General features: G+C 70.0%; 19 protein-coding genes and 1 other RNA gene. 14 read left to right on the top strand and 6 right to left on the bottom strand.

What is annotated here, in order from left to right; all coding sequences use genetic code 11:
* Positions 1 to 2 precede the first annotated feature (2 nt).
* The 5 genes from ALSL_RS11705 to ALSL_RS13590 form a co-directional block, all read right to left on the bottom strand.
* Positions 3 to 719, bottom strand: coding sequence for a pseudouridine synthase (locus ALSL_RS11705; protein ID WP_126539380.1), 717 nt, complete (start codon positions 717 to 719; stop codon positions 3 to 5).
* Positions 716 to 2,371, bottom strand: a complete 1,656-nt coding sequence (ubiB, locus tag ALSL_RS11700) for a ubiquinone biosynthesis regulatory protein kinase UbiB (RefSeq protein ID WP_126539378.1) — start codon at positions 2,369 to 2,371, stop codon at positions 716 to 718. Before ubiB ends, ALSL_RS11705 begins: the two co-directional genes overlap by 4 nt.
* On the bottom strand, positions 2,368 to 3,018 hold the full coding sequence (locus ALSL_RS11695; protein WP_126539376.1) for a ubiquinone biosynthesis accessory factor UbiJ: 651 nt from the start codon (positions 3,016 to 3,018) through the stop codon (positions 2,368 to 2,370). Before ALSL_RS11695 ends, ubiB begins: the two co-directional genes overlap by 4 nt.
* A 93-nt stretch (positions 3,019 to 3,111) precedes the next feature.
* The gene (locus ALSL_RS11690) at positions 3,112 to 3,579 is read right to left on the bottom strand and encodes a tRNA (cytidine(34)-2'-O)-methyltransferase (protein WP_126539374.1); all 468 of its coding nucleotides are present in this window, start codon (positions 3,577 to 3,579) and stop codon (positions 3,112 to 3,114) included.
* Between the two features lie 45 nt (positions 3,580 to 3,624).
* Positions 3,625 to 3,774 carry a hypothetical protein gene (locus ALSL_RS13590; protein ID WP_161970959.1) on the bottom strand — a complete coding sequence of 50 codons (150 nt, stop codon included), beginning with the start codon at positions 3,772 to 3,774 and terminating at the stop codon, positions 3,625 to 3,627.
* A gap of 247 nt (positions 3,775 to 4,021) precedes the next feature.
* On the opposite strand from ALSL_RS13590, the gene ALSL_RS11685 reads away from it, so the two are divergent.
* Together ALSL_RS11685 and ALSL_RS11680 are read left to right on the top strand one after the other, a co-directional pair.
* On the top strand, positions 4,022 to 6,874 hold the full coding sequence (locus ALSL_RS11685; RefSeq protein WP_126539372.1) for a M16 family metallopeptidase: 2,853 nt from the start codon (positions 4,022 to 4,024) through the stop codon (positions 6,872 to 6,874).
* Positions 6,875 to 6,956: 82 nt separating this feature from the next.
* Positions 6,957 to 7,388, top strand: a complete 432-nt coding sequence (locus tag ALSL_RS11680) for a DUF4156 domain-containing protein (protein ID WP_126539370.1) — start codon at positions 6,957 to 6,959, stop codon at positions 7,386 to 7,388.
* Positions 7,389 to 7,407: 19 nt separating this feature from the next.
* On the opposite strand, the gene ALSL_RS11675 is transcribed toward ALSL_RS11680, so the two are convergent.
* On the bottom strand, positions 7,408 to 7,614 hold the full coding sequence (locus tag ALSL_RS11675; RefSeq protein ID WP_126539368.1) for a YdcH family protein: 207 nt from the start codon (positions 7,612 to 7,614) through the stop codon (positions 7,408 to 7,410).
* A 95-nt stretch (positions 7,615 to 7,709) separates the two neighbouring features.
* Here ALSL_RS11675 and ttcA point away from each other — a divergent pair, with 95 nt between their 5' ends.
* The 12 genes from ttcA to mraY all read left to right on the top strand — a co-directional run bounded on the left by ttcA (position 7,710) and on the right by mraY (position 19,089).
* Positions 7,710 to 8,576, top strand: coding sequence for a tRNA 2-thiocytidine(32) synthetase TtcA (gene ttcA, locus ALSL_RS11670; protein ID WP_126539366.1), 867 nt, complete (start codon positions 7,710 to 7,712; stop codon positions 8,574 to 8,576).
* A gap of 66 nt (positions 8,577 to 8,642) precedes the next feature.
* On the top strand, positions 8,643 to 9,845 hold the full coding sequence (locus ALSL_RS11665; protein WP_126539364.1) for an amino acid aminotransferase: 1,203 nt from the start codon (positions 8,643 to 8,645) through the stop codon (positions 9,843 to 9,845).
* Between the two features lie 14 nt (positions 9,846 to 9,859).
* On the top strand, positions 9,860 to 10,279 hold the full coding sequence (arsC, locus tag ALSL_RS11660; protein WP_126539362.1) for an arsenate reductase (glutaredoxin): 420 nt from the start codon (positions 9,860 to 9,862) through the stop codon (positions 10,277 to 10,279).
* Complete coding sequence (arsH, locus tag ALSL_RS11655; RefSeq protein ID WP_126539360.1) at positions 10,272 to 10,994, top strand: arsenical resistance protein ArsH; 723 nt, start codon at positions 10,272 to 10,274, stop codon at positions 10,992 to 10,994. Before arsC ends, arsH begins: the two co-directional genes overlap by 8 nt.
* A 58-nt stretch (positions 10,995 to 11,052) precedes the next feature.
* Positions 11,053 to 11,424: RNase P RNA component class A (gene rnpB, locus ALSL_RS11650), an RNA gene on the top strand.
* A gap of 252 nt (positions 11,425 to 11,676) precedes the next feature.
* Complete coding sequence (mraZ, locus tag ALSL_RS11645) at positions 11,677 to 12,123, top strand: division/cell wall cluster transcriptional repressor MraZ (protein ID WP_126539358.1); 447 nt, start codon at positions 11,677 to 11,679, stop codon at positions 12,121 to 12,123.
* Positions 12,124 to 12,168: 45 nt separating this feature from the next.
* Complete coding sequence (gene rsmH / locus ALSL_RS11640; RefSeq protein WP_126539356.1) at positions 12,169 to 13,092, top strand: 16S rRNA (cytosine(1402)-N(4))-methyltransferase RsmH; 924 nt, start codon at positions 12,169 to 12,171, stop codon at positions 13,090 to 13,092.
* 5 nt (positions 13,093 to 13,097) lie between these two features.
* Complete coding sequence (ftsL, locus tag ALSL_RS11635; RefSeq protein WP_170172053.1) at positions 13,098 to 13,361, top strand: cell division protein FtsL; 264 nt, start codon at positions 13,098 to 13,100, stop codon at positions 13,359 to 13,361.
* On the top strand, positions 13,358 to 15,172 hold the full coding sequence (locus tag ALSL_RS11630; RefSeq protein ID WP_126539352.1) for a peptidoglycan D,D-transpeptidase FtsI family protein: 1,815 nt from the start codon (positions 13,358 to 13,360) through the stop codon (positions 15,170 to 15,172). Before ftsL ends, ALSL_RS11630 begins: the two co-directional genes overlap by 4 nt.
* Entirely contained in the window at positions 15,169 to 16,638 is a 1,470-nt protein-coding gene (locus ALSL_RS11625) for a UDP-N-acetylmuramoyl-L-alanyl-D-glutamate--2,6-diaminopimelate ligase (protein ID WP_126539350.1), read from the top strand. The genes ALSL_RS11630 and ALSL_RS11625 overlap by 4 nt, the downstream gene beginning before the upstream one ends.
* Positions 16,635 to 17,999 carry a UDP-N-acetylmuramoyl-tripeptide--D-alanyl-D-alanine ligase gene (locus tag ALSL_RS11620; protein ID WP_126539347.1) on the top strand — a complete coding sequence of 455 codons (1,365 nt, stop codon included), beginning with the start codon at positions 16,635 to 16,637 and terminating at the stop codon, positions 17,997 to 17,999. The genes ALSL_RS11625 and ALSL_RS11620 overlap by 4 nt, the downstream gene beginning before the upstream one ends.
* On the top strand, positions 17,989 to 19,089 hold the full coding sequence (gene mraY, locus ALSL_RS11615; protein ID WP_126539345.1) for a phospho-N-acetylmuramoyl-pentapeptide-transferase: 1,101 nt from the start codon (positions 17,989 to 17,991) through the stop codon (positions 19,087 to 19,089). The genes ALSL_RS11620 and mraY overlap by 11 nt, the downstream gene beginning before the upstream one ends.
* The last annotated feature ends 2 nt before the right edge of the window (positions 19,090 to 19,091 follow it).

Raw genomic sequence — 19,091 nt, 5'->3', positions numbered from 1 at the left:
GTCTAGCCGGCGTCGGGTGTCACCGGCACGGACCAGCCAAAGCGCGCCAGGAGGTCGGCGAAGGCGGCATCGAGCGGCGCTTCGATGCGCATGGCGCGGGCATCGCGCGGGTGGCGAAAGTCCAGCTGCCAGGCATGCAGCAGCAGCCGGTGACAGCCGAAATGCTGCCGGTAGAGCCGGTTGTGGTCGCTGCGGCCGTGCTGGCTGTCGCCGATCACCGGGTGGTGGATGTGGGCGAAATGCTTGCGGATCTGCCGGAAGCGGCCGGTTTCCGGAAGCGCCAGCATCCACGCATAACGCTGTTGCGGATAGCGGCCGAGCGCGATCGGCACCTCGACCGTGGCCAGGCGCCGGTAGTGCGTGCGCGCCTCGCGGCGCGGGCCGGTCTCGCGCGCGCCGGGCAGCGGGTAGTCGATCAGGCCCTCGGCCGGTTCCGGCCAGCCGCGCACCACGGCGAGGTAGCGCTTGGCAACCTCGCGGCGCATGAACTGCTCGCCGAGCGCCGAGGCGACCTCGGCCGAGCGCGCGATGAGCAGCACGCCGCTGGTCGGCCGGTCCAGCCGGTGCACCAGATGCACAGCGCCGCCGAGCTGCTCGCGCAGAAGATCGACCAGGAACGCCTCGGCCGGCCCGACCAGCCTGGAGCGGTGGACGGGCAGCCCCGCCGGTTTGTTCACCGCCAGGAGGTCCGCGTCCTGATGGAGGATGTCCAGCCTCAAGGCGTCCGCCGCCGCGGCCAGCCGGCGAGGAAGGCGAGGATGCCGGCCAGGGCGGCGAGCGCGGCCGGCCACGTCGGGTGCGGCGCGGGCTGCGTCCACAGCAGGGCGGCGCCGATCAAGAGGCTGGCGCCGAGCAGGCTGGCCACGCGCGCCCGGCGCTCGCGGCGGGCGAGCTCGAGGCGCCAGGCCAGTTCCGCCGGCGCGGTCCGCTGGACGCGTTCGCCGTGGGCGATCTGGCGCAGCGCATCGCGCATCAACTCGGGCAGTTCCGGCGCGGCGCGGGCCCATTCGGGCAACCGCCGGCGCAGCTCGTGCAAGGTGCGGCGCAGGCCGTAGCGTTCGCGCAGGATGCGCTTCAAGACCGGATGCGCCACGGCCCAGATGTCGATCTCCGGATCGAGCAGGCGCCCGACGCCCTCGATGTTGAGCAGCGTCTTCTGCAGCAGGATGAGCTGCGGCTGCAGCGTGAGCTCGAAGCGGCGCGCGGTCTGGAACAGCTTGACCACCAGCTCGGCGATGGAGATCTGCGCCAGCGGACGGGTGAAGTAAGGCTCGCACACCGTGCGCACCGCCGCTTCCAGTTCGTCCAGGCGCACGGTGGAAGGCATCCAGCCGGCATCCACGTGCAGCCGGGCGATGCGCGCGTAGTCGCGCTCGAACAGGGCGAGGAAGTTCTGCGCCAGCCAGTACTGGTCGGCTTCCGGCAGCGTGCCCATGATGCCGAAATCGAGCGCGATGAAGCGCGGCTCCTCGCGCCGGTCGAGATCGACCCAGATGTTGCCCGGATGCGCGTCGGCGTGGAAGAAATTGTCGCGGAACACCTGCTCGTAGAACACCCGCACGCCCTTGGCGGCGAGCTTGCGGCGGTCGATGCCGGCGGCGTCGATGGCGGCCAGGTCGTCGCAGCTGGCCCCGTAGACGCGCTCCAGGGTGAGCACGCGGCCGCCGGTGAGCGGCCAGTACACCTCGGGCACGTAGAGATCGACGCCGCTGGCGAAATTGCGCCGGAGCAGGCTGGCATTGGCGCCCTCGCGCTCGAGGTCGAGCTCGTTTTCGAGCATCTTTTCCACCTCGGCGACGATCTCCAGCGGGCGCAGCTTGTCGGCCTGCGGATGCCAGCGCTGCACCAGGGCGCCGAGCGTGCGCAGCAGCGCGACGTCGCGCTCGATCTTGGCCTCGATGCCCGGCCGCAGCACCTTGACCACCACCGCGCGGCCGTCCGGCAGCGTCGCCGCGTGTACCTGGGCGATCGAGGCGGAGGCGAGCGCGGTCTCGTCGAAGCTCGCAAACAGCACATCGACCGGCGCCTTCAAGGCGGCCTCGACGATGGCGCGTGCCTCGGCGCCGGGAAACGGCGGCACCTCGTCCTGCAGCAGCGCGAGCTCGTCGGCGATGTCGGCGGGCACCAGGTCGCGGCGGGTGGACATGACCTGGCCGGCCTTGACGAAGATCGGCCCGAGCTCGGTGAGCGCGCCGCGCAGACGGGCCCCGCGCGACAGCTGTTCCACCTGCGGGCGTGGCCGCGCCAGCAGTGGCCGCAACCAGGCCAGCGGCCGGGCCAACGGCGCCGGCTCGACGAAGGCATCCAGCCGCCAGGCGAGCAGCACGGAGACGACGCGCAGTACGCGTGGAACCTGCAGGAAGGCGCTCACCCGCGGCGCTCCCGGACCCGGGCATCGAGGCGGGCAAGGCGTGATTCCAGCCGCTCGGCGCGCTCGCGCAGGTCGTCGACGCCGTCCAGGAAATCCTCGAGCTCGCCGCGCGGCACGGCCAGACGCGCCTCGTCGCGCAGCCAGTCGGCGCCATCCTCGGCCAGATGCGCGGCGCTCTCGCGCACGTGCGCCAGGGCATCGCGCAGCGCGCGCCAGAGCGGCACGCCGAGCACGTCGCCGAAGGTCTGCGCGAAGGCTTCCTCGACGTCCGGCGCAAAGCGCGCGGCCAGGCGCTCCAGCTGACGGGCGAGTTCGGCGTCGCCGGCGATCGCGACCCGGCCCGGCGCCAGGTGCTCGCCGCCGCGACGCAGCGCCATCGCCAGCAGGCTGCCGGGCGTCGCGGCCACGCGCAGCGTGCTGTCGGCGCGCGGCGGCCCCACGCGCAGGCGACCGTCGGTCACCGTCAGCGTCAGCGCGAGCGCGGGGCCGTCGAGGTCCAGCCGGATGCTGCGCCCTTCCAGCGCGGCGAGGCGCCGGGCGCTATCCGGATCGAGCGCGAAAGCGCGCTCCAGCGCCCGTTCCAGCGCGCGACCGGCGAAGGTGCGCAGCGGCCGGGGCAGCCAGGCGTTCGGGGCGGGGGTTTCCATCGGCCGATTGTAGCGGGGACGGCTTCCGCGGCGCCGCGTTCCGCTTGAAGGGTGTTGGCTTGGGCAGGCCGGAGGAAAACGGCGGCGCGCGCCTCACTCGGCCGCGCCGGCAAAGCCGAGCTGTCGCCACGCCTCGTACACCGCGACCGCCACGCTGTTGGAGAGATTCAGGCTGCGGCTGCCCGGACGCATCGGCAGGCGCAGCCGGTGTTCGGGCGCAATCGCCTCCAGCACCTGGGCGGGCAGGCCGGCGGTCTCGCAGCCGAACAAGAGCGCATCGCCCGGGGCGTGGCGCGCATCGACGTGGCGTACGCGGCCACGCGTCGAGTAGGCGAACACGCGCGGATGGCCGAGCGCGGCCAGGCAGGCGCCGAGATCCTCATGCACGGCCACGCGGGCGTATTCGTGATAGTCCAGTCCCGCGCGGCGCAGGCGCGCATCGTCCAGGGCAAAACCGAGCGGGCGGACCAGGTGCAGGCGGGCGCCGGTGTTGGCGCACAGCCGGATCACGTTGCCGGTGTTGGGCGGAATCTCCGGCCGGAACAGGATGACGTCGAGCATCGGGCGATTATCGCCGCCATCCGCTTTCATGGCGTGCGCTCGCGATCAGCCGTTCGTTGAAGACGCCGCCACGCTTGCGTGATCGGCGAGCAGGTCGGGTTGAGTCGGCGCGTGCAGCATGCCGGCAACCGCCAGCACGCAGATCAGCACGCAGGCGGCGAACAAGCCGCGCAACAGCAGGGTTTCGAGTTTCATGAGCTTGGCCTCGTACGTAGTGATGAAGGGCAGGGTCACTATCGCAAGCCGCGTGCCAGCGGCCGAGTGGCGGATAAACCCTTGTTGCGCTGACAGTTGTCAGCACGCAGGGGTCATCGCCGCGGCCGTCCGCGGACGACCGGGCTCGGCGGACGGACATCGCGCCATGCGCAAAGTCATCTTTGCCGCATCGCCGCCATGCGTTAGCGTGCGCGCACCACCGTGCCTTCGTGTAAGGAGATTCGCCATGAGGAAGTCGCCGCTGGCCGCGCTCGCCGCCGGCCTGTGCGCCCTGGTGCTGGCCGCGCCGCTCGGCGCCGCCGTGCCTGCGGCCGCGCCGCCGCTGATCCCGGTCCTCGCATGGCAGCGCTTCACGCTTCCCAATGGCCTGACCGTGGTGGTGCACGAGGACCACAAGGCGCCGGTGGTGGCGGTGAGCGTGTGGTATCACGTGGGCTCGGCCAACGAACCGAAGGGCAAGACCGGCTTCGCGCATCTGTTCGAGCACCTGATGTTCCAGGGCTCGGAGAATCACCGGGACGAATTCTTCCGCCCGTTCGAGCTGGTCGGCGCCACCGACATGAACGGCACCACTTGGCTCGATCGCACCAACTATTTCGAGACCGTGCCGACCACCGCGCTGGACATGGCGTTGTGGATGGAATCGGACCGCATGGGCCACCTGCTCGGCGCGATCGGCCAGAAGGAACTGGACGAACAGCGCGGCGTGGTGCAGAACGAGAAGCGCCAGGACGAGAACCAGCCCTACGGCCGCGTCGACGAGCTGATCCTCGCCGAGGCCTTTCCGGCCAATCACCCCTATCACCACGACACCATCGGCTCGATGGCGGACTTGAACGCCGCCTCGCTCGAGGACGTCAAGCAGTGGTTCCGCGACTACTACGGCGCGGCCAACACCGTGGTGGTGCTGGCCGGGGACGTCACCCCGGCGCAGGCGCGGGAAAAGATGCTGCGTTATTTCGGCGACATCGGGCCCGGTCCGCGCGTGCCGCATCCGCAGCCGTGGGTGGCGCCGCGCACGACCTCCACGCGCGGCACGATGACCGACAACGTGGCCCAGGTGCGCATCTATCGTGAGTGGAACGTGCCGCCACGCACCGATGCCGAGATCGATCCGCTCAAGCTCGCCGCCGCGGTGCTGGGCGGCGGCAAGACCTCCCGTCTCTACCAGCGCCTGGTCGTGCGCGACAAGCTGGCCGACAGCGTCTCGGTGGACATCGAGCCGCACGCGCTGGCCAGCCTGTTCGAGCTTCAGGTGGACGTGAAGCAGGGCGTCGATCCGGCGCGGGTCGAGGCGGCCGTCGCCGAGGAATGGAGCCGTTTCCTCGCCGAGGGTCCGAGCGCGGACGAACTCGACCGGGAGAAGACCAGCCTGCGCGCCGGTTTCGTGCGTGGCCTGGAGAAGGTCAATACCCAGGCCACCCTGCTTGCCGAGGGCGAACTCTACGCGCACGATCCCGATGCCTACCGCACGCATTTCGAGCGGCTGATGGCGGCCACGCCGGCCGGCGTCCAGGCGGCCGCGCGCAAATGGATCGCCCGCGGCGACTACACCCTCACCGTCAAGCCCGGTCCGGTGGAGGCCATCGATTACGCCGTGGTCGCCGGCCGTCCGGCCGAGCCCGGCAGGCCGCCGGACGTGCTCTCGCCGCCCGGCCACTACAAAGTGGTCAAGACCGACGTCGACCGTAGTCGCGGCGTGCCGCAGGTGACGAGTTTCCCCGATCTGCGTTTCCCGACGCTGCAACACGGCAAACTCGCCAACGGCATCCCGGTGGTGCTCGCCGAGCGCCACGAGGTGCCGGCGGTGCAAGTGCAGCTGCTGTTCGACGCCGGCTATGCGGCGGACCAGGGCCGCAAGCTCGGCACTTCCAGCTTCACCATGGCGATGCTCGACGAAGGCACGCGCACGCTGGACTGGCTGGAGATCGCCAAGCGCGAGCAACGGTTGGGGGCGGTGATCGCCACCGGCTGCGGGCTGGATTACTGCAGCGCCTCGCTCAATGCCCTCGACGATCGGCTCGCGCCTTCGCTGGAGCTCTTCACCGCGATCCTGCGCGAGCCGGCGCTGCGCGAGGCGGACATCGCCCGTCTGCGTGGCCAGTGGCTGGCCGGCATCGCGCAGGAGAAGAGCCGTCCGGTCGGCATCGCGCTGCGCACCCTGCCGCCGCTGCTCTACGGGCCGGGCCATGCCTATGCCATCCCGTTCACCGGCACCGGCACCGAGGACTCGATCAAGGCGCTGGACGAGGCGGACATGCGCGCCTTTCTGCGTGACTACATCCGCCCGGACAACGTGCGCATCCTGGTCGCCGGCGACACCACGCTGGCGGCGATCACCGCGCAGCTCGACAAGGTGTTCGGCAACTGGCAGGCACCCGCGACGCAGGTGCCGGCGAAGAACGTCGCCGAGGTGGCACCGCCCAAGGCCGCGCGGGTGTTCCTGGTCGACCGGCCCGGGGCGCCGCAGAGCTTGCTCCTGGCCGGCAACCTGGCGCCGTCCAGTCGCGCCGCGGATGACCTGGAGATCCGCACCATGAACGGTGCCTTCGGCGGCACCTTCACCTCGCGGCTCAACATGAACCTGCGCGAGGACAAACACTGGGCCTACGGCGCCTTCAGCCTGCTGGTGGACGCGCAGGGCCAGCGGCCGTTCCTGCTCTACGCGCCGGTGCAGACCGACAAGACCGCGCCATCCATGGCCGAGATCCTCAAGGAAGCGCGTGACGTGGTCGGCCCGCGGCCGCTCACCGAGGCGGAGATCGCCAAGGTCAAGGCCAGCGACGTGCGTTCGCTGCCGGGCCGCTACCAGACCACCGATGCGGTGATGGATACGCTGGCGGACATCGTGCTGTTCGGCCGGCCGGACGACTACGTGCAGACGCTCAAGGCACGCATCGAGGCGCAGACGCCGGCGGCGATCCAGGCGGCCGCGCACGAAGTGGTCCAGCCCGATCGGCTGACCTGGGTGGTGGTCGGCGATCTCAAGCAGATCGCCGCGCCGGTCGAGGCGCTCAAGCTCGGGCCGGTCCAGGTGCTCGATGCGGACGGCAAGCCGATGCAGGTCAAGGGTCCGTAGGCCGGCGCGGACCGTCACGCTAGGATGGAAAGCGTCGGCCAGGCCGGCGCCTTCATCGGCAAACGCTTTTTTGGAGACCTTCATGCGCAAGATCGCATCGCTGCTCGCCCTCGCGCCGCTGCTGGGCGCCTGCAGCTGGGGCATCACCCTGGACGAGGCCGGCAAGCGCGTGCGCACGGCATGGAACGACGACGTCTCGGCCTGCCGCGAGCTCGGCAAGGTCACCGTCTCGGTGATGGACCACGTGGGTCCGGTCAACCGCAACGACATCAAGGTGCGCGACGAGTTGGAAGTGATGGCGCGCAACGAGGCGGCCAAGATGGGCGCCGACACCATCAAGCCGCTCGCCGAGCCGAGCGACGGTTCGCAGCCCTGGGGTGCCTACCAGTGCGGCACCGCGGCGCCGACCCGCACGGGCGCGTCGGCTCCCGTGGCCAGTCCCGCGCCGGCGCCGGCCGCCACCGCCGGCGTGCCCGCCGCCGGTTTCGAGACCTATCCCGCCAAGGGGCATTGATCCCGCGCCGCGGAGTTTTTCAGGCGTCGAGATCGGGGATCAGCCGGCTCTCCAGCCGGGCGATGGTGTCCTTGAGCAGCAGCTTGCGTTTCTTGAGCCGGGTGAGTCGCAGCTCGTCGTGGCCGATGACCGCGGCCAGCTGGGCGATGGCGACGTCCAGGTCGCGGTGCTCCTGGCGCAGTTCGGCCAGCCGGTGGGCGATCTTGGCGGGATCTTCGCAGGTCATGGGTGCGCCGCGCGGACTCTCAAGCCGCGAGTCTAGCGCCTGACGAGGCGAGCCGGCCGCTACAATCCAAGTTTTCGCCGACGCCGATGCCGATGATGTCCGCGCCCATCGAACGCACGCCCAGGGAGGCCTACGAGGCCGCCAAGCTGGCCAAGCGGCTGCGCCACCAGGTCGGCCGCGCGATCGCCGATTTCCAGATGATCGAGGACGGCGACCGGGTGATGGTGTGCCTGTCCGGCGGCAAGGACTCCCACACCCTGCTCGACATCCTGCTCGCGCTCCAGGCGAGGGCACCGGTGCGCTTCGAGCTCGTCGCGGTGAACCTGGACCAGAAGCAGCCGGGCTTTCCGGCCCACGTGCTGCCCGAGTACCTCGCCGCGCGCGGCGTGCCGTTCCACGTCATCGAGCAGGACACCTACAGCACGGTGACGCGGGTGATTCCCGCCGGCAAGACCCTGTGCAGCCTGTGCTCGCGGCTGCGGCGCGGCGCGCTGTACGCGTGGGCGGCGGACCACGGCATCAGCAAGATCGCACTCGGCCATCATCGCGACGACATCCTCGCCACCTTCTTTCTCAACCTGTTCCACCAGGGCAGCCTGAAGGCGATGCCGGCCAAGCTGCGCTCGGACGATGGTCGTCACGTGGTGATCCGTCCGCTGGCCTATTGCCGCGAGGCGGACATCGCCGAGTACGCCGCGCAGCGTGGTTTCCCGATCATTCCCTGCAACCTGTGCGGTTCGCAGGAGCAGCTCGAACGCAAGGCCGTGCGGCGCATGCTGGACGAATGGGAGCGTGCGCATCCGGGCCGTGCCGAGACGATCTTCCGCGCGCTCGGCAACGTCGCGCCCTCGCAGCTGCTCGACCGCGCGCTGTTCGATTTCGCTGCGCTCGGCGCGCGCGAGGGGGCGACGCGCGCCGATGCGCACGCCTGGCTGGGCGGCAACCGGGCGGCATCGGCCTGATGGCCGTGCGGACGTCTATACTGCCAAAGGTTTTTTGGCATTTTTTCCTGAAGGAGCGAAAGCGCCGTGTCCCTGTTTACCCATGTCGAAGCCGCGCCGGGGGACCCCATCCTCGGTCTCACCGAACAATTCCTGGCCGACCCGCGTCCGAACAAGGTCAATCTCGGCGTGGGCATCTACGTGGATGAACAAGGCAAGGTGCCGCTGCTCGAATGCGTGCGCGAAGTGGAGACACGGCTGGCCCGCTCGCCCGCGCCGCGCAGCTATCTGCCGATCGATGGCCTGCCGGCCTACAACCGCGCCACCGGGAAGCTGCTGTTCGGTGACGATTCACCGCTGCTCGCCGCCGGCCGGGTGGTTACCGCGCAGACCATCGGCGGCAGCGGCGCCTTGCGGGTGGCGGCCGACCTGCTGCGGCAGATCTTCGGTGCCCAGGCCCGGATCGCGATCAGCAACCCGAGCTGGGGCAATCATCATGTGATCTTCCGCAGCGCCGGTTTCGAGCTCCTCGAATACCGCTACTACGATCCGGCCAGCAAGGGCATCGACGAGGCCGGCCTGCTCGCGGATCTGGAAGTCTTGCAGCCCGGCACGGTGGTGCTGCTGCACGGCTGCTGCCACAACCCGACCGGCGTCGATCTCGATGCCAACCAATGGCATCGCGTCGTCGCCGTGCTCAAGGAGCGCCGCCTGCTGCCGTTCATCGACCTCGCCTATCAGGGCTTCGATCGCGGTACCGCGCGCGATGCGCTGGCGGTGCGTCTGCTCGGCGAGGCGGGCGTGGAAAACTTCGTCGTCGCCAATTCCTACTCGAAGTCGTTCTCGCTCTACGGCGAGCGCGTCGGCGCGCTGTCCTTCGTGGGTGCCGACCGCGACGAGGCCGCGCGGCTGCTGACGCGCATCAAGGCCACCATTCGTGCCAACTATTCCAGCCCGGCCACGCACGGCGCGCTGCTGGTGTCCGGCGTGCTGGAAAGCGACGATCTGCGCGCCCGCTGGGAAGAGGAGCTCGGCCACATGCGCGGGCGCATCCACGCCATGCGCGCGGCGCTGGTGGAAAAGCTCGCCGCGCGCGGCGCGCCGCAATACGGCTTCTTCGTGCGCCAGGCCGGCATGTTTTCCTATTCGGGTCTCACCAAGGCGCAGGTTGATCGCCTGCGCGAGGAATACGCCATCTACGCGCTCACTTCCGGACGCATCTGCATCGCCGCGCTCAACGAGGCCAACCTCGACTACGTCGCCGATGCCATCGCCGCGGTGAGCCGATAGGCGCGGAGCTGCCCATGCACGTTGCCATCTACCACAACCCCGCCTGCGGCACCTCGCGCAACGTGCTCGGGCTGATCCGCAACAGCGGCATCGAGCCGGCCATCATCGAATACCTCAAGACGCCGCCCGATCGCGCCACCCTCGAGGCGCTGATCGCGGCCATGGGCATCCCGGTACGGGCGCTGCTGCGCGAAAAGGGGACGCCCTATGCCGAGCTCGACCTCGGCAACCCGGCCTGGAGCGATGACGAACTCATCGATTTCATGCTCGCGCATCCCATCCTGATCAACCGGCCGATCGTGGTGACGCCGCTCGGCACCCGGCTGTGCCGGCCTTCCGAGATCGTGCTCGACATCCTGCCGCAGCCGCAGCGCGGCACCTTCAGCAAGGAAGACGGCACGCCGGTGATCGATGCGGAGGGACGCCGTGTCTGAGCCCTTCGCCGACCTGCCGCAGCTGGATCCGGCGCTGTTGCCGCCGATCGATCCCGCGCGACTGTTCGCGCCGGTGCGTGCGACCCATCCGCCGCGCTTCCTGCTGCTCTACGGTTCCTTGCGGCAGCGCTCCTACAGCCGCTATGTGGCCGAGGAAGCCGCGCGCCTGCTGCGCGCGCTCGGTGGCGAAACGCGGCTGTTCGACCCGACCGGGCTGCCCTTGGTCGACGAAGTGCATCACGAGCACCCCAAGGTGCGCGAGCTGCTCGCCCTGGTGCAGTGGGCCGAGGGCATGGTCTGGAGTACGCCCGAGCGGCACGGCGCGATGACCGGGGTGATGAAGACCCAGATCGATTGGATTCCGCTGTCGCTCGGCGCGGTGCGTCCCACGCAGGGCAAGACGCTGGCACTGATGCAGGTCTGTGGCGGCTCGCAATCGTTCAATGCGGTCAACCAGATGCGGCTACTCGGCCGCTGGATGCGCATGTTCACCATTCCCAACCAGTCCTCGATCGCCAAGGCACACCAGGCATTCGACGAGGCCGGGCGCATGCGTCCCTCGCCCTATTACGAGCGCGTGGTCGATGTCGTCGAGGAACTGATGAAGTTCACCCTGCTGCTGCGCGACGTCGCGCCCTATCTCGTCGACCGCTACAGCGAGCGGCGCGAAAGCGCGCAGGACCTCAGTCGGCGCATGCAGCAGTCTTCGTTGTGAACGTCGGCAAGCTTTGCCGCCTGGGGGCGGAGCGATGAGGGTTTATAATCCGCCTGGCGGAGTCGGTCGGGCAGTCGCGGCGTTCTTTTAAGGGCGCCGAGGAAAGTCCGGGCTCCACAGGGCAGGGTGCCAGGTAACGCCTGGGCGGCGCGAGCCGACGGAAAGTGCAACAGAGAACAGACCGCCGAACGGCGACCGCAAGGTCGCGCGTGGCAAGGGTGAAACGGTGCGGCAAGAGCGCACCGCGTGCGGGGCCAACGCCGCACGGCACGGCAAACCCCACCCGGAGCAAGACCGCATAGGGGAACGATGACGTGGCCCGCGTCAGTTCCCGGGTAGGTCGCTGGAGCCAGGCGGCGACGCCTGGCCTAGAGGAATGACTGTCACGCCGCGAGGCGTACAGAACCCGGCTTACAGACCGACTCCGCCCCATCGCATGCCGGACGACTGCCCGCCAGGGCGGTCGTCCGGCGTCCATGAGTCGCCAAAGGCGCGTGCAGGCGCCGTAAAAAAGCACCATCTTTCAATGACCTTGCTGCGCTTCCTCGAAGCCTCCGCAAGCGCTGGGCGCCATGCGCTTTGTCCTTGATTCACAAAAGAAAATCCGCTTGACAGTCGCAGAGGCTGAGACTAAGGTGGCTTTCAGTGTGAAATCGTGGAATTTAGTGGGAGCGCATCGGCCGTGTTCCAGGGCGAGACCGCCATCACCATCGATGACAAGGGCCGGCTCGCCATTCCCACGGCTTACCGGGAGCTCGTCGCCGGCGCCTGCGCCAATCGCCTGGTGATCACCTACAACCCGTTCGAGGCGGGCTGTCTGTGGCTGTTTCCGTATGCCGAGTGGGAGCAGGTGCGCGACCAGGTCAATGCCCTGCCCAAGGTCAAGGCCGCCCATCGCGACCTGCAGATGAAGCTGGTCGGCGCGGCGGCGGTGGTGGAGCCCGACAGCGCCGCGCGGCTGCTGTTGCCGGCCAGCCAGCGCGCCACCACCGGCATCGAGAAAAAGGCGGTGCTGCTGGGCATGGGCAACAAGTTCGAGTTGTGGAGCGAGCAGGCGCATCTGGCCAAGATCCGCCAGACCATCGGCGAGGACGAGATCACCGAGGACATGGCGCAGCTGCGTCTTTGAAGGTTCGTGCAGTTGATTGACTTGGGACGGGAGCGGGGTGCGGCAATGGCCGAGTACGGGCGGCACATCCCGGTGATGCTGGACGAGGCGGTGGAGGGGCTCGCGGTGCGGGCTGACGGTCGATATCTCGACGGCACCTTTGGACGCGGCGGTCACGCCCGCGCCGTGCTCGCGCGCCTGGGACCGCAAGGCCGGTTGCTGCTGATGGACCGCGATCCGCAGGCGGTCGCCGCCGCGCAGGCGGCATTCGGTGCCGATCCACGGGTGGCGATCCGTCACGCCGATTTCGCCGACATGGCCGCGTGGGACGAAACCGCCGGCGGGCTGGACGGCATCCTGCTCGACCTGGGCGTCTCCTCGCCGCAGCTGGACGAGGCCGCGCGCGGTTTCAGCTTCATGGCCGACGCGCCGCTGGACATGCGCATGGATCCCACCCGTGGCGAGAGCGCGACCCAATTCCTCGCCCGGGCCTCGGAAGAGGCCATCGCCGAGGTGCTGTGGACCTTCGGCGAGGAACGCTTCAGCCGCAGGATCGCCCGTGCCATCGTCGCGCAGCGGGCCGAGCGGCCGGTCGCCCGTACCGGCGAGCTCGCCGCGCTGATCGAGCGCGTGATCGGCCGGCGCGAGCCGGGCAAGCATCCGGCCACGCGCAGTTTCCAGGCGCTGCGCATCGCGGTGAACGGCGAGCTTGCCTCGCTCGAACGCGGGCTCGACGCCGCGCTGGGCCTGCTCAGGCCCGGCGGCCGCCTGGCGGTGATCAGCTTCCACTCGCTGGAGGATCGCGCGGTCAAGCGCTTCATCCGTGGCCACGAGGGGCGGGTGCAGGGCAGTCGGCGCGGTCCGCCGCCCGTGGCCGGCGCCGCCCGCCTGCAGGCGGTGGGCAAGGCGCGCTTTCCTTCGGAAGCCGAACTCGCGCGCAACCCGCGCGCCCGCTCGGCGGTGTTGCGCGTGGCGGAGAAACTCGCATGAGGGCGCTGGGCACGCTGGCCCTGGTCGCGCTGCTCGCGGCCGTGCTCGGCAGCGCGCTCGCCGTGGTCTGGACGCGCCACGAGAGCCGTGCGCTGTTCATCACCCTGACCACGCTGCAGAACCAGCGCGACGAGCTCAACATCGAATTCGGCCGGCTGGAACTCGAACAGGCGACCTGGGCCGAGCCGCGGCGGATCGACGAGGAGGCGCGCGGCAAGCTCGGCATGCTCATGCCGCGTCCGCAGGACGTCGTGCTGGTGCACCGATGACCTTGCGTCCGCATCCACTGGCCCTGCATCGATCCACCCGCCGCGGCTCCGGTCCGCGGCCGCGCCGGCGACTGCTGCTGGTGGCGGGCGTGCTCGGCCTGGTGGCGCTGGCCTTGCTGGCGCGCGCGTTCGACCTGCAGGTGGTGCGCAAGGAGTTCTATCAGGAACAGGGCGACGCGCGCTTCCTGCGCGAGATGCCGATCGCGGTATCCCGCGGCACCATCTTCGACCGCAACGGCGAGCCGCTGGCGGTGTCCACGCCGGTGGTGTCGATCTGGGCCAACCCGCCGGAGGTGCTGGAGAACGCCGAGCGCATTCCCGAGCTCGCCCAGGCGCTGGGTCTGGATGCCGGGGAACTCAAGGAGCGCCTCGCCCAGCGCGCCGACCGCGAATTCGTCTATCTGCGTCGGCAGCTGCCGCCGGAAATGGCGCAGGCGGTGCTCGATCTGGGCATCCCCGGCATCAACGGCCAGCGCGAATACAAGCGCTATTACCCTTCCGGCGAGGTGACCGCGCACGTGCTCGGCTTCACCAACGTCGACGATCACGGCCAAGAGGGTCTGGAGCTGGCCTTCGACGACTGGCTGGCCGGCAAGCCCGGGGTCAAGCGGGTGATCCGTGACCGCATGGGCCACGTGGTCGAGGACGTCGAGCTGGTGCGTGAGCCCAAGCCCGGCAAGAACCTCACCTTGAGCCTCGACCGGCGCATCCAGTTTCTCGCCTACCACGAACTCAAGAACGCGCTGGAGGAGTTCCAGGCCGAATCCGGTTCGATGGTGATCCTGGACGCCCGCACCGGCGAGGTGCTGGCGATGGTCAACCTGCCCACCTACAACCCCAACGCGGTGCGCGCCAGCACGCCGGCACAGCGGCGCAACCGCGCGATGACCGACGTGCTGGAGCCGGGCTCGACGATCAAGCCGGTGCTGATGACCGCGGCGCTGTCCAGCGGCAAGTTCACGCCGAACGGTCCGCTGATCGACACCGGCGGCGGCCATTGGTTCTTCCAGGGCCACGACATCCACGACACCCACAACTGGGGCGTGCTGACGCCCACCGGGGTGATCACCAAGTCCAGCAACGTCGGCGCGGCGCACATCGCCATGCAGCTCGACACGCCGCTGATGTACGACACCTATCGCGCTTTCGGATTCGGCAACAGCACCGGCAGCGGCTTTCCCGGCGAGGCGTCCGGCTATCTCAAGGTCGGGCGCGATTGGCGGCCGCTGGAAAAGGCCATCATGGGCTATGGCTACGGCCTCAACGTGACGCCGCTGCAACTGGCCAACGCCTACGCCACGCTCGCCGATGGCGGCGTGATGCATCCGCCCACCTTCGTCAAGGGCGCGCTCAACGAGTCCCGCGCCATCGTCGCGCCGGAGATCGCCGCGCAGGTGCTCAAGATGATGGAGACCGTCACCGCGCCGGGCGGCACCGCCACCGGCGCGCAGGTGGCCAACTACATCGTCGCCGGCAAGACCGGCACCGCGCACAAGGCGGCCGCGGGCGGCTATGCGAAGAACAACTACACCGCCGCCTTCGCCGGCATCGTGCCGGCCAGCGCGCCGCGCCTGGTCGGCATCGTCATCATCGACGACCCGAAAAAGCGCAGCTACTACGGCGGCATGGTCTCGGGGCCGGTGTTCGCCAAGGTGATGGAAGGCGCCCTGCGGCTGCTCGACGTGCCGCCGGACAACATCGGCCGCTGGTATGCCGGCGGCCCGTTGCAGGGTCAGGGCGGGCTGGTCGGCGCCAAGCCCAGGGACGACGTGTCGATCGACAACGAGCCGGTCGAGGATCCCAATCCATGACCGCGCGTGAACTGGCTTGCCTGCTCGATGGCATCGCCGATCCGGCCGGCTTCGGCGCGGTGGCCGTCGCGGGTCTCGCGCTCGATTCGCGGCAGGTGCGCGAAGGCGAGGCCTTCATCGCCCTGCGCGGCACGCAGGCGCATGGCGTGGACTTCGCTGCCGAGGCGGTGCGCCGCGGCGCGCGCGTGGTGCTGGCCGAGGCGCCGGCGCGGGCGGTGGCCGGGATCGACGTGCCACTGTTGTGGATCGACGATCTGCACGCCCGGCTCGGTGAGCTTGCCGCGCGCTTCTACGGCCGGCCGTCGGCCTCGCTGCACGTGATCGGCGTCACCGGCACCAACGGCAAGACCTCCATCGTGCAATTGCTGGCGCAGGCGCTGGAACGCTGCGGCCGGCGCGCCGCCACCATCGGCACGCTGGGCGCCGGCCTGCACGGCGCGCTGCGCGAGGGCGAGCGCACCACGCCCGATGCGATCCAAGTGCAGCGTCTGCTTGCCGATTTCCGCGCGCAGGGCGCGAGCCACGTGGCGATGGAGGTGTCCTCGCATGCGCTCGAACAGGGCCGCGTGGGCGCGGTGGCGTTCGAGACCGCGGCATTCACCAACCTCACCCGCGATCATCTGGACTACCACGGCAGCATGGCAGCCTACGGCGCGGCCAAGGCCAGGCTGTTCGCCTGGCCGGGCCTGCGCACGGCGGTGATCAACATCGACGATGCCTTTGGCCGCGATCTCGCCGCGACCCTGGCGGCGGACGTGCGCCTCCTGCGCTACAGCGCCGCGGGCGAGGAGACGGCGGAGCTTGCCGCGCGCGACGTCGTCACCACCGCCGCCGGGCTGGCCTTCACCCTGCGCACGCCGTGGGGCACGGCGCGGGTGCAGAGCCCGCTGCTCGGTCGTTTCAACGTCGCCAACCTGCTGGCGGTGGCTGCGGTGCTCGGTGACCAGGGCGTCGCCTTCGCCGATCTGGTCGCGGCACTTTCGGACCTGCAACCGATCGCCGGGCGCATGAACCGTCTCGGCGGCGAGGCCGGCCGGCCGCTGGTGGTGGTCGACTACGCGCACACGCCCGATGCGCTCGAACAGGCGCTCACCGCGCTGCGTGCGCACTGCGCGGGACGACTGATCTGCGTGTTCGGCTGCGGCGGCGAGCGCGACGCCGGCAAGCGTCCGCAGATGGGCGCGATCGCCGAGCGCCTGGCCGACGTGGCGATCGTCACCGACGACAATCCCCGCGGCGAGGACGGCGATGCCATCGTCGCGCAGATCCTCGCCGGCATGAGCGCGCCCGCCACGGTGCTGCGCGATCGCGCGGCGGCGATCGGTCATGTGCTGGCCATGGCCGGGCCGGAAGACGTGGTGCTGATCGCCGGCAAGGGGCACGAGACCTACCAGGAGGACGCCCGCGGCAAGCATCCGTTCGACGACCGCGCGGTGGCACGCGCCTGGCTGGAGACGCACGCATGATGCGCCTGGCGGATATCGCCGCCTGGACCCACGGTCGCCTGCTCGGTGCCGACGCCGAGATCGCCGGCGTGGCGATCGACACCCGCACCTTGCGCCCCGGCGAGCTGTTCGTGGCCCTGCGCGGCGAGCGCGCGGACGGCCATGCCTTCCTCGCCGAGGCGCTGGCGCGCGGCGCGGCCGGCGCGCTGGTCGAGCATCCGGTGGACGTCGCCTTGCCGCAGGTGCTGGTCGACGACGGCGTGCGTGCGCTCGGGCAGCTCGCCGGCGCGGTGCGTGCCCGCCGCGCCACGCGCGTGGTCGGCATCACCGGCTCCAATGGCAAGACCACGGTGAAGACGCTCGCCGCCGCGATCCTCTCCCGGCACGGCCGCACCCACGTCAATGCCGGCAACTACAACAACGAAATCGGCCTGCCGTTGACACTGCTGGCGATGCCGGCGGATGCCGAGTACGCGGTGCTGGAGATGGGCGCGGGCAAGCCCGGCGACATCGCCTATCTCGCCGCCATCGCGCGGCCCGAGATCGGGCTGGTCAATGGCGTCGCGCCGGCCCATCTGGAGCGCATGGGCAGCCTCGAGGGCGTGGCGCAGACCAAGGGCGCGCTGTACCAGGCGCTGCCTGCCGACGGCGTGGCGATCATCAACGCCGACGATGCCTTCGCCGGTTATTTTGCCGGCCTGGCCGGGGCGCGTCGCACACTGCGCTTCGGTCTCGGTCAGGCGGTCGAGATCGGCGCCGACATCCGCACGCTCGGCGTGCACGGCTCGCGGTTCGTGCTGCGCACGCCGCAGGGCGAGGCCGAGGTGGAGCTGCCGCTGCCCGGCCGCCACAACGTCGCCAACGCGCTCGCCGCGGCGAGCATCGCGCAGGCACTCGACGTGCCGCTGGCCACCATCGTCGAAGGGCTGGCGCAGGCCCCGGCCGTGGCCGGCCGGCTGCGTGCCGTGCCGATGCCGGGCGGCTGGACGCTGATCGACGACAGCTACAACGCCAATCCCGGCTCGACCGGCGCGGCGATCGACACCCTGGCGCTGGCCGCGGGCGAGCGCTGGCTGGTGCTGGGCGACATGGCCGAGCTCGGCCGCGACGCGCGTGCCCTGCACGCGGACATCGGCGCGCGTGCGAGGGCGGCCGGGATCGAGCGCCTGTTCACGGTCGGTCCGCTGGCGCGGGCCGCGGCCAAAGCCTTCGGCGCCGGCGCCGCCCATTACGCCGACCAGCCGGCGCTGATCGCGGCGCTGCGCAGCGGGTTGCGCGAGGGCGTCACCTGTCTGGTCAAGGGGTCGCGTTCGTCGGCGATGGAACGCGTGGTCGAGGCGCTCGTGCGCGGCACACCGGAGGATGCGACCGATGCTGTATGAACTTGCGCAATGGCTGGCGCGACATGTCACGCCCTTGCATCTTTTCCAGTACATCACCTTCCGCACGATCATGGCCGCGCTCACCGCGCTCGCGCTGTCGCTCGTGCTGGGGCCGCGCATGATCGACGGGCTGGCCGCGCTCAAGGCCGGCCAGGTGGTGCGCAAGGACGGCCCGCAGAGTCATCTCGCCAAGGCCGGCACGCCGACCATGGGCGGGGTGATGATCCTGCTCGCGGTCACCGTCAGCACGCTGCTGTGGACCGACCTGCACAACCGCTACGTGTGGGTGGTGCTGGCGGTGCTGATCGCCTTCGGCGCGATCGGCTTCTACGACGACTACAAGAAGCTGGTGCTCAAGGACAGCCGCGGGCTGGCCTCGCGCTGGAAGTATTTCTGGCAGTCGGTGTTCGGCCTCATCGCCGCCCTGTTCCTGTATGTCAGCGCCCCGCATGCGACCGGCGCCGTGCCCGCGCCGGAGACCGCGCTGTTCGTGCCGCTGTTCAAGCAGGTGGCGATTCCGCTCGGGCCGTTTTTCGTGGTGATCGCCTACTTCATGATCGTGGGCTTTTCCAACGCGGTGAACCTGACCGATGGCCTGGACGGCCTGGCGATCATGCCGAGCGTGCTGGTCGCCGGTGCGCTCGGCGTGTTCGCCTATCTGGCCGGCAACCGGGTGTTTTCCGAATACCTGGGCATTCCCTCGATCCCCGGCGCCGGCGAGCTGGCCATCATCTGCGGCGCGCTGGCCGGCGCCGGGCTCGGCTTTCTGTGGTTCAACACCTATCCCGCGCAGGTGTTCATGGGCGATGTCGGCGCGCTGGCGATCGGCGCCGCGCTCGCCACCATCGCCGTGATCGTGCGGCAGGAGATCGTGCTGATCGTGATGGGCGGCGTGTTCGTGATGGAGACGGTGTCGGTGATGCTGCAGGTGGCCAGCTTCAAACTCACCGGCAAGCGCATCTTCCGCATGGCGCCGATCCACCATCACTTCGAGCTGAAGGGCTGGCCCGAGCCGCGGGTGATCGTGCGTTTCTGGATCATCAGCGTGGTGCTGGTGCTGATCGGCCTGGCGACGTTGAAGGTGCGCTGACG

Source organism: Aerosticca soli (assembly GCF_003967035.1).
Taxonomy (GTDB): domain Bacteria; phylum Pseudomonadota; class Gammaproteobacteria; order Xanthomonadales; family Rhodanobacteraceae; genus Aerosticca; species Aerosticca soli.
Note: the sequence above shows the minus strand (reverse complement) of the source record. Positions and strands in the feature narration are given on the sequence as shown.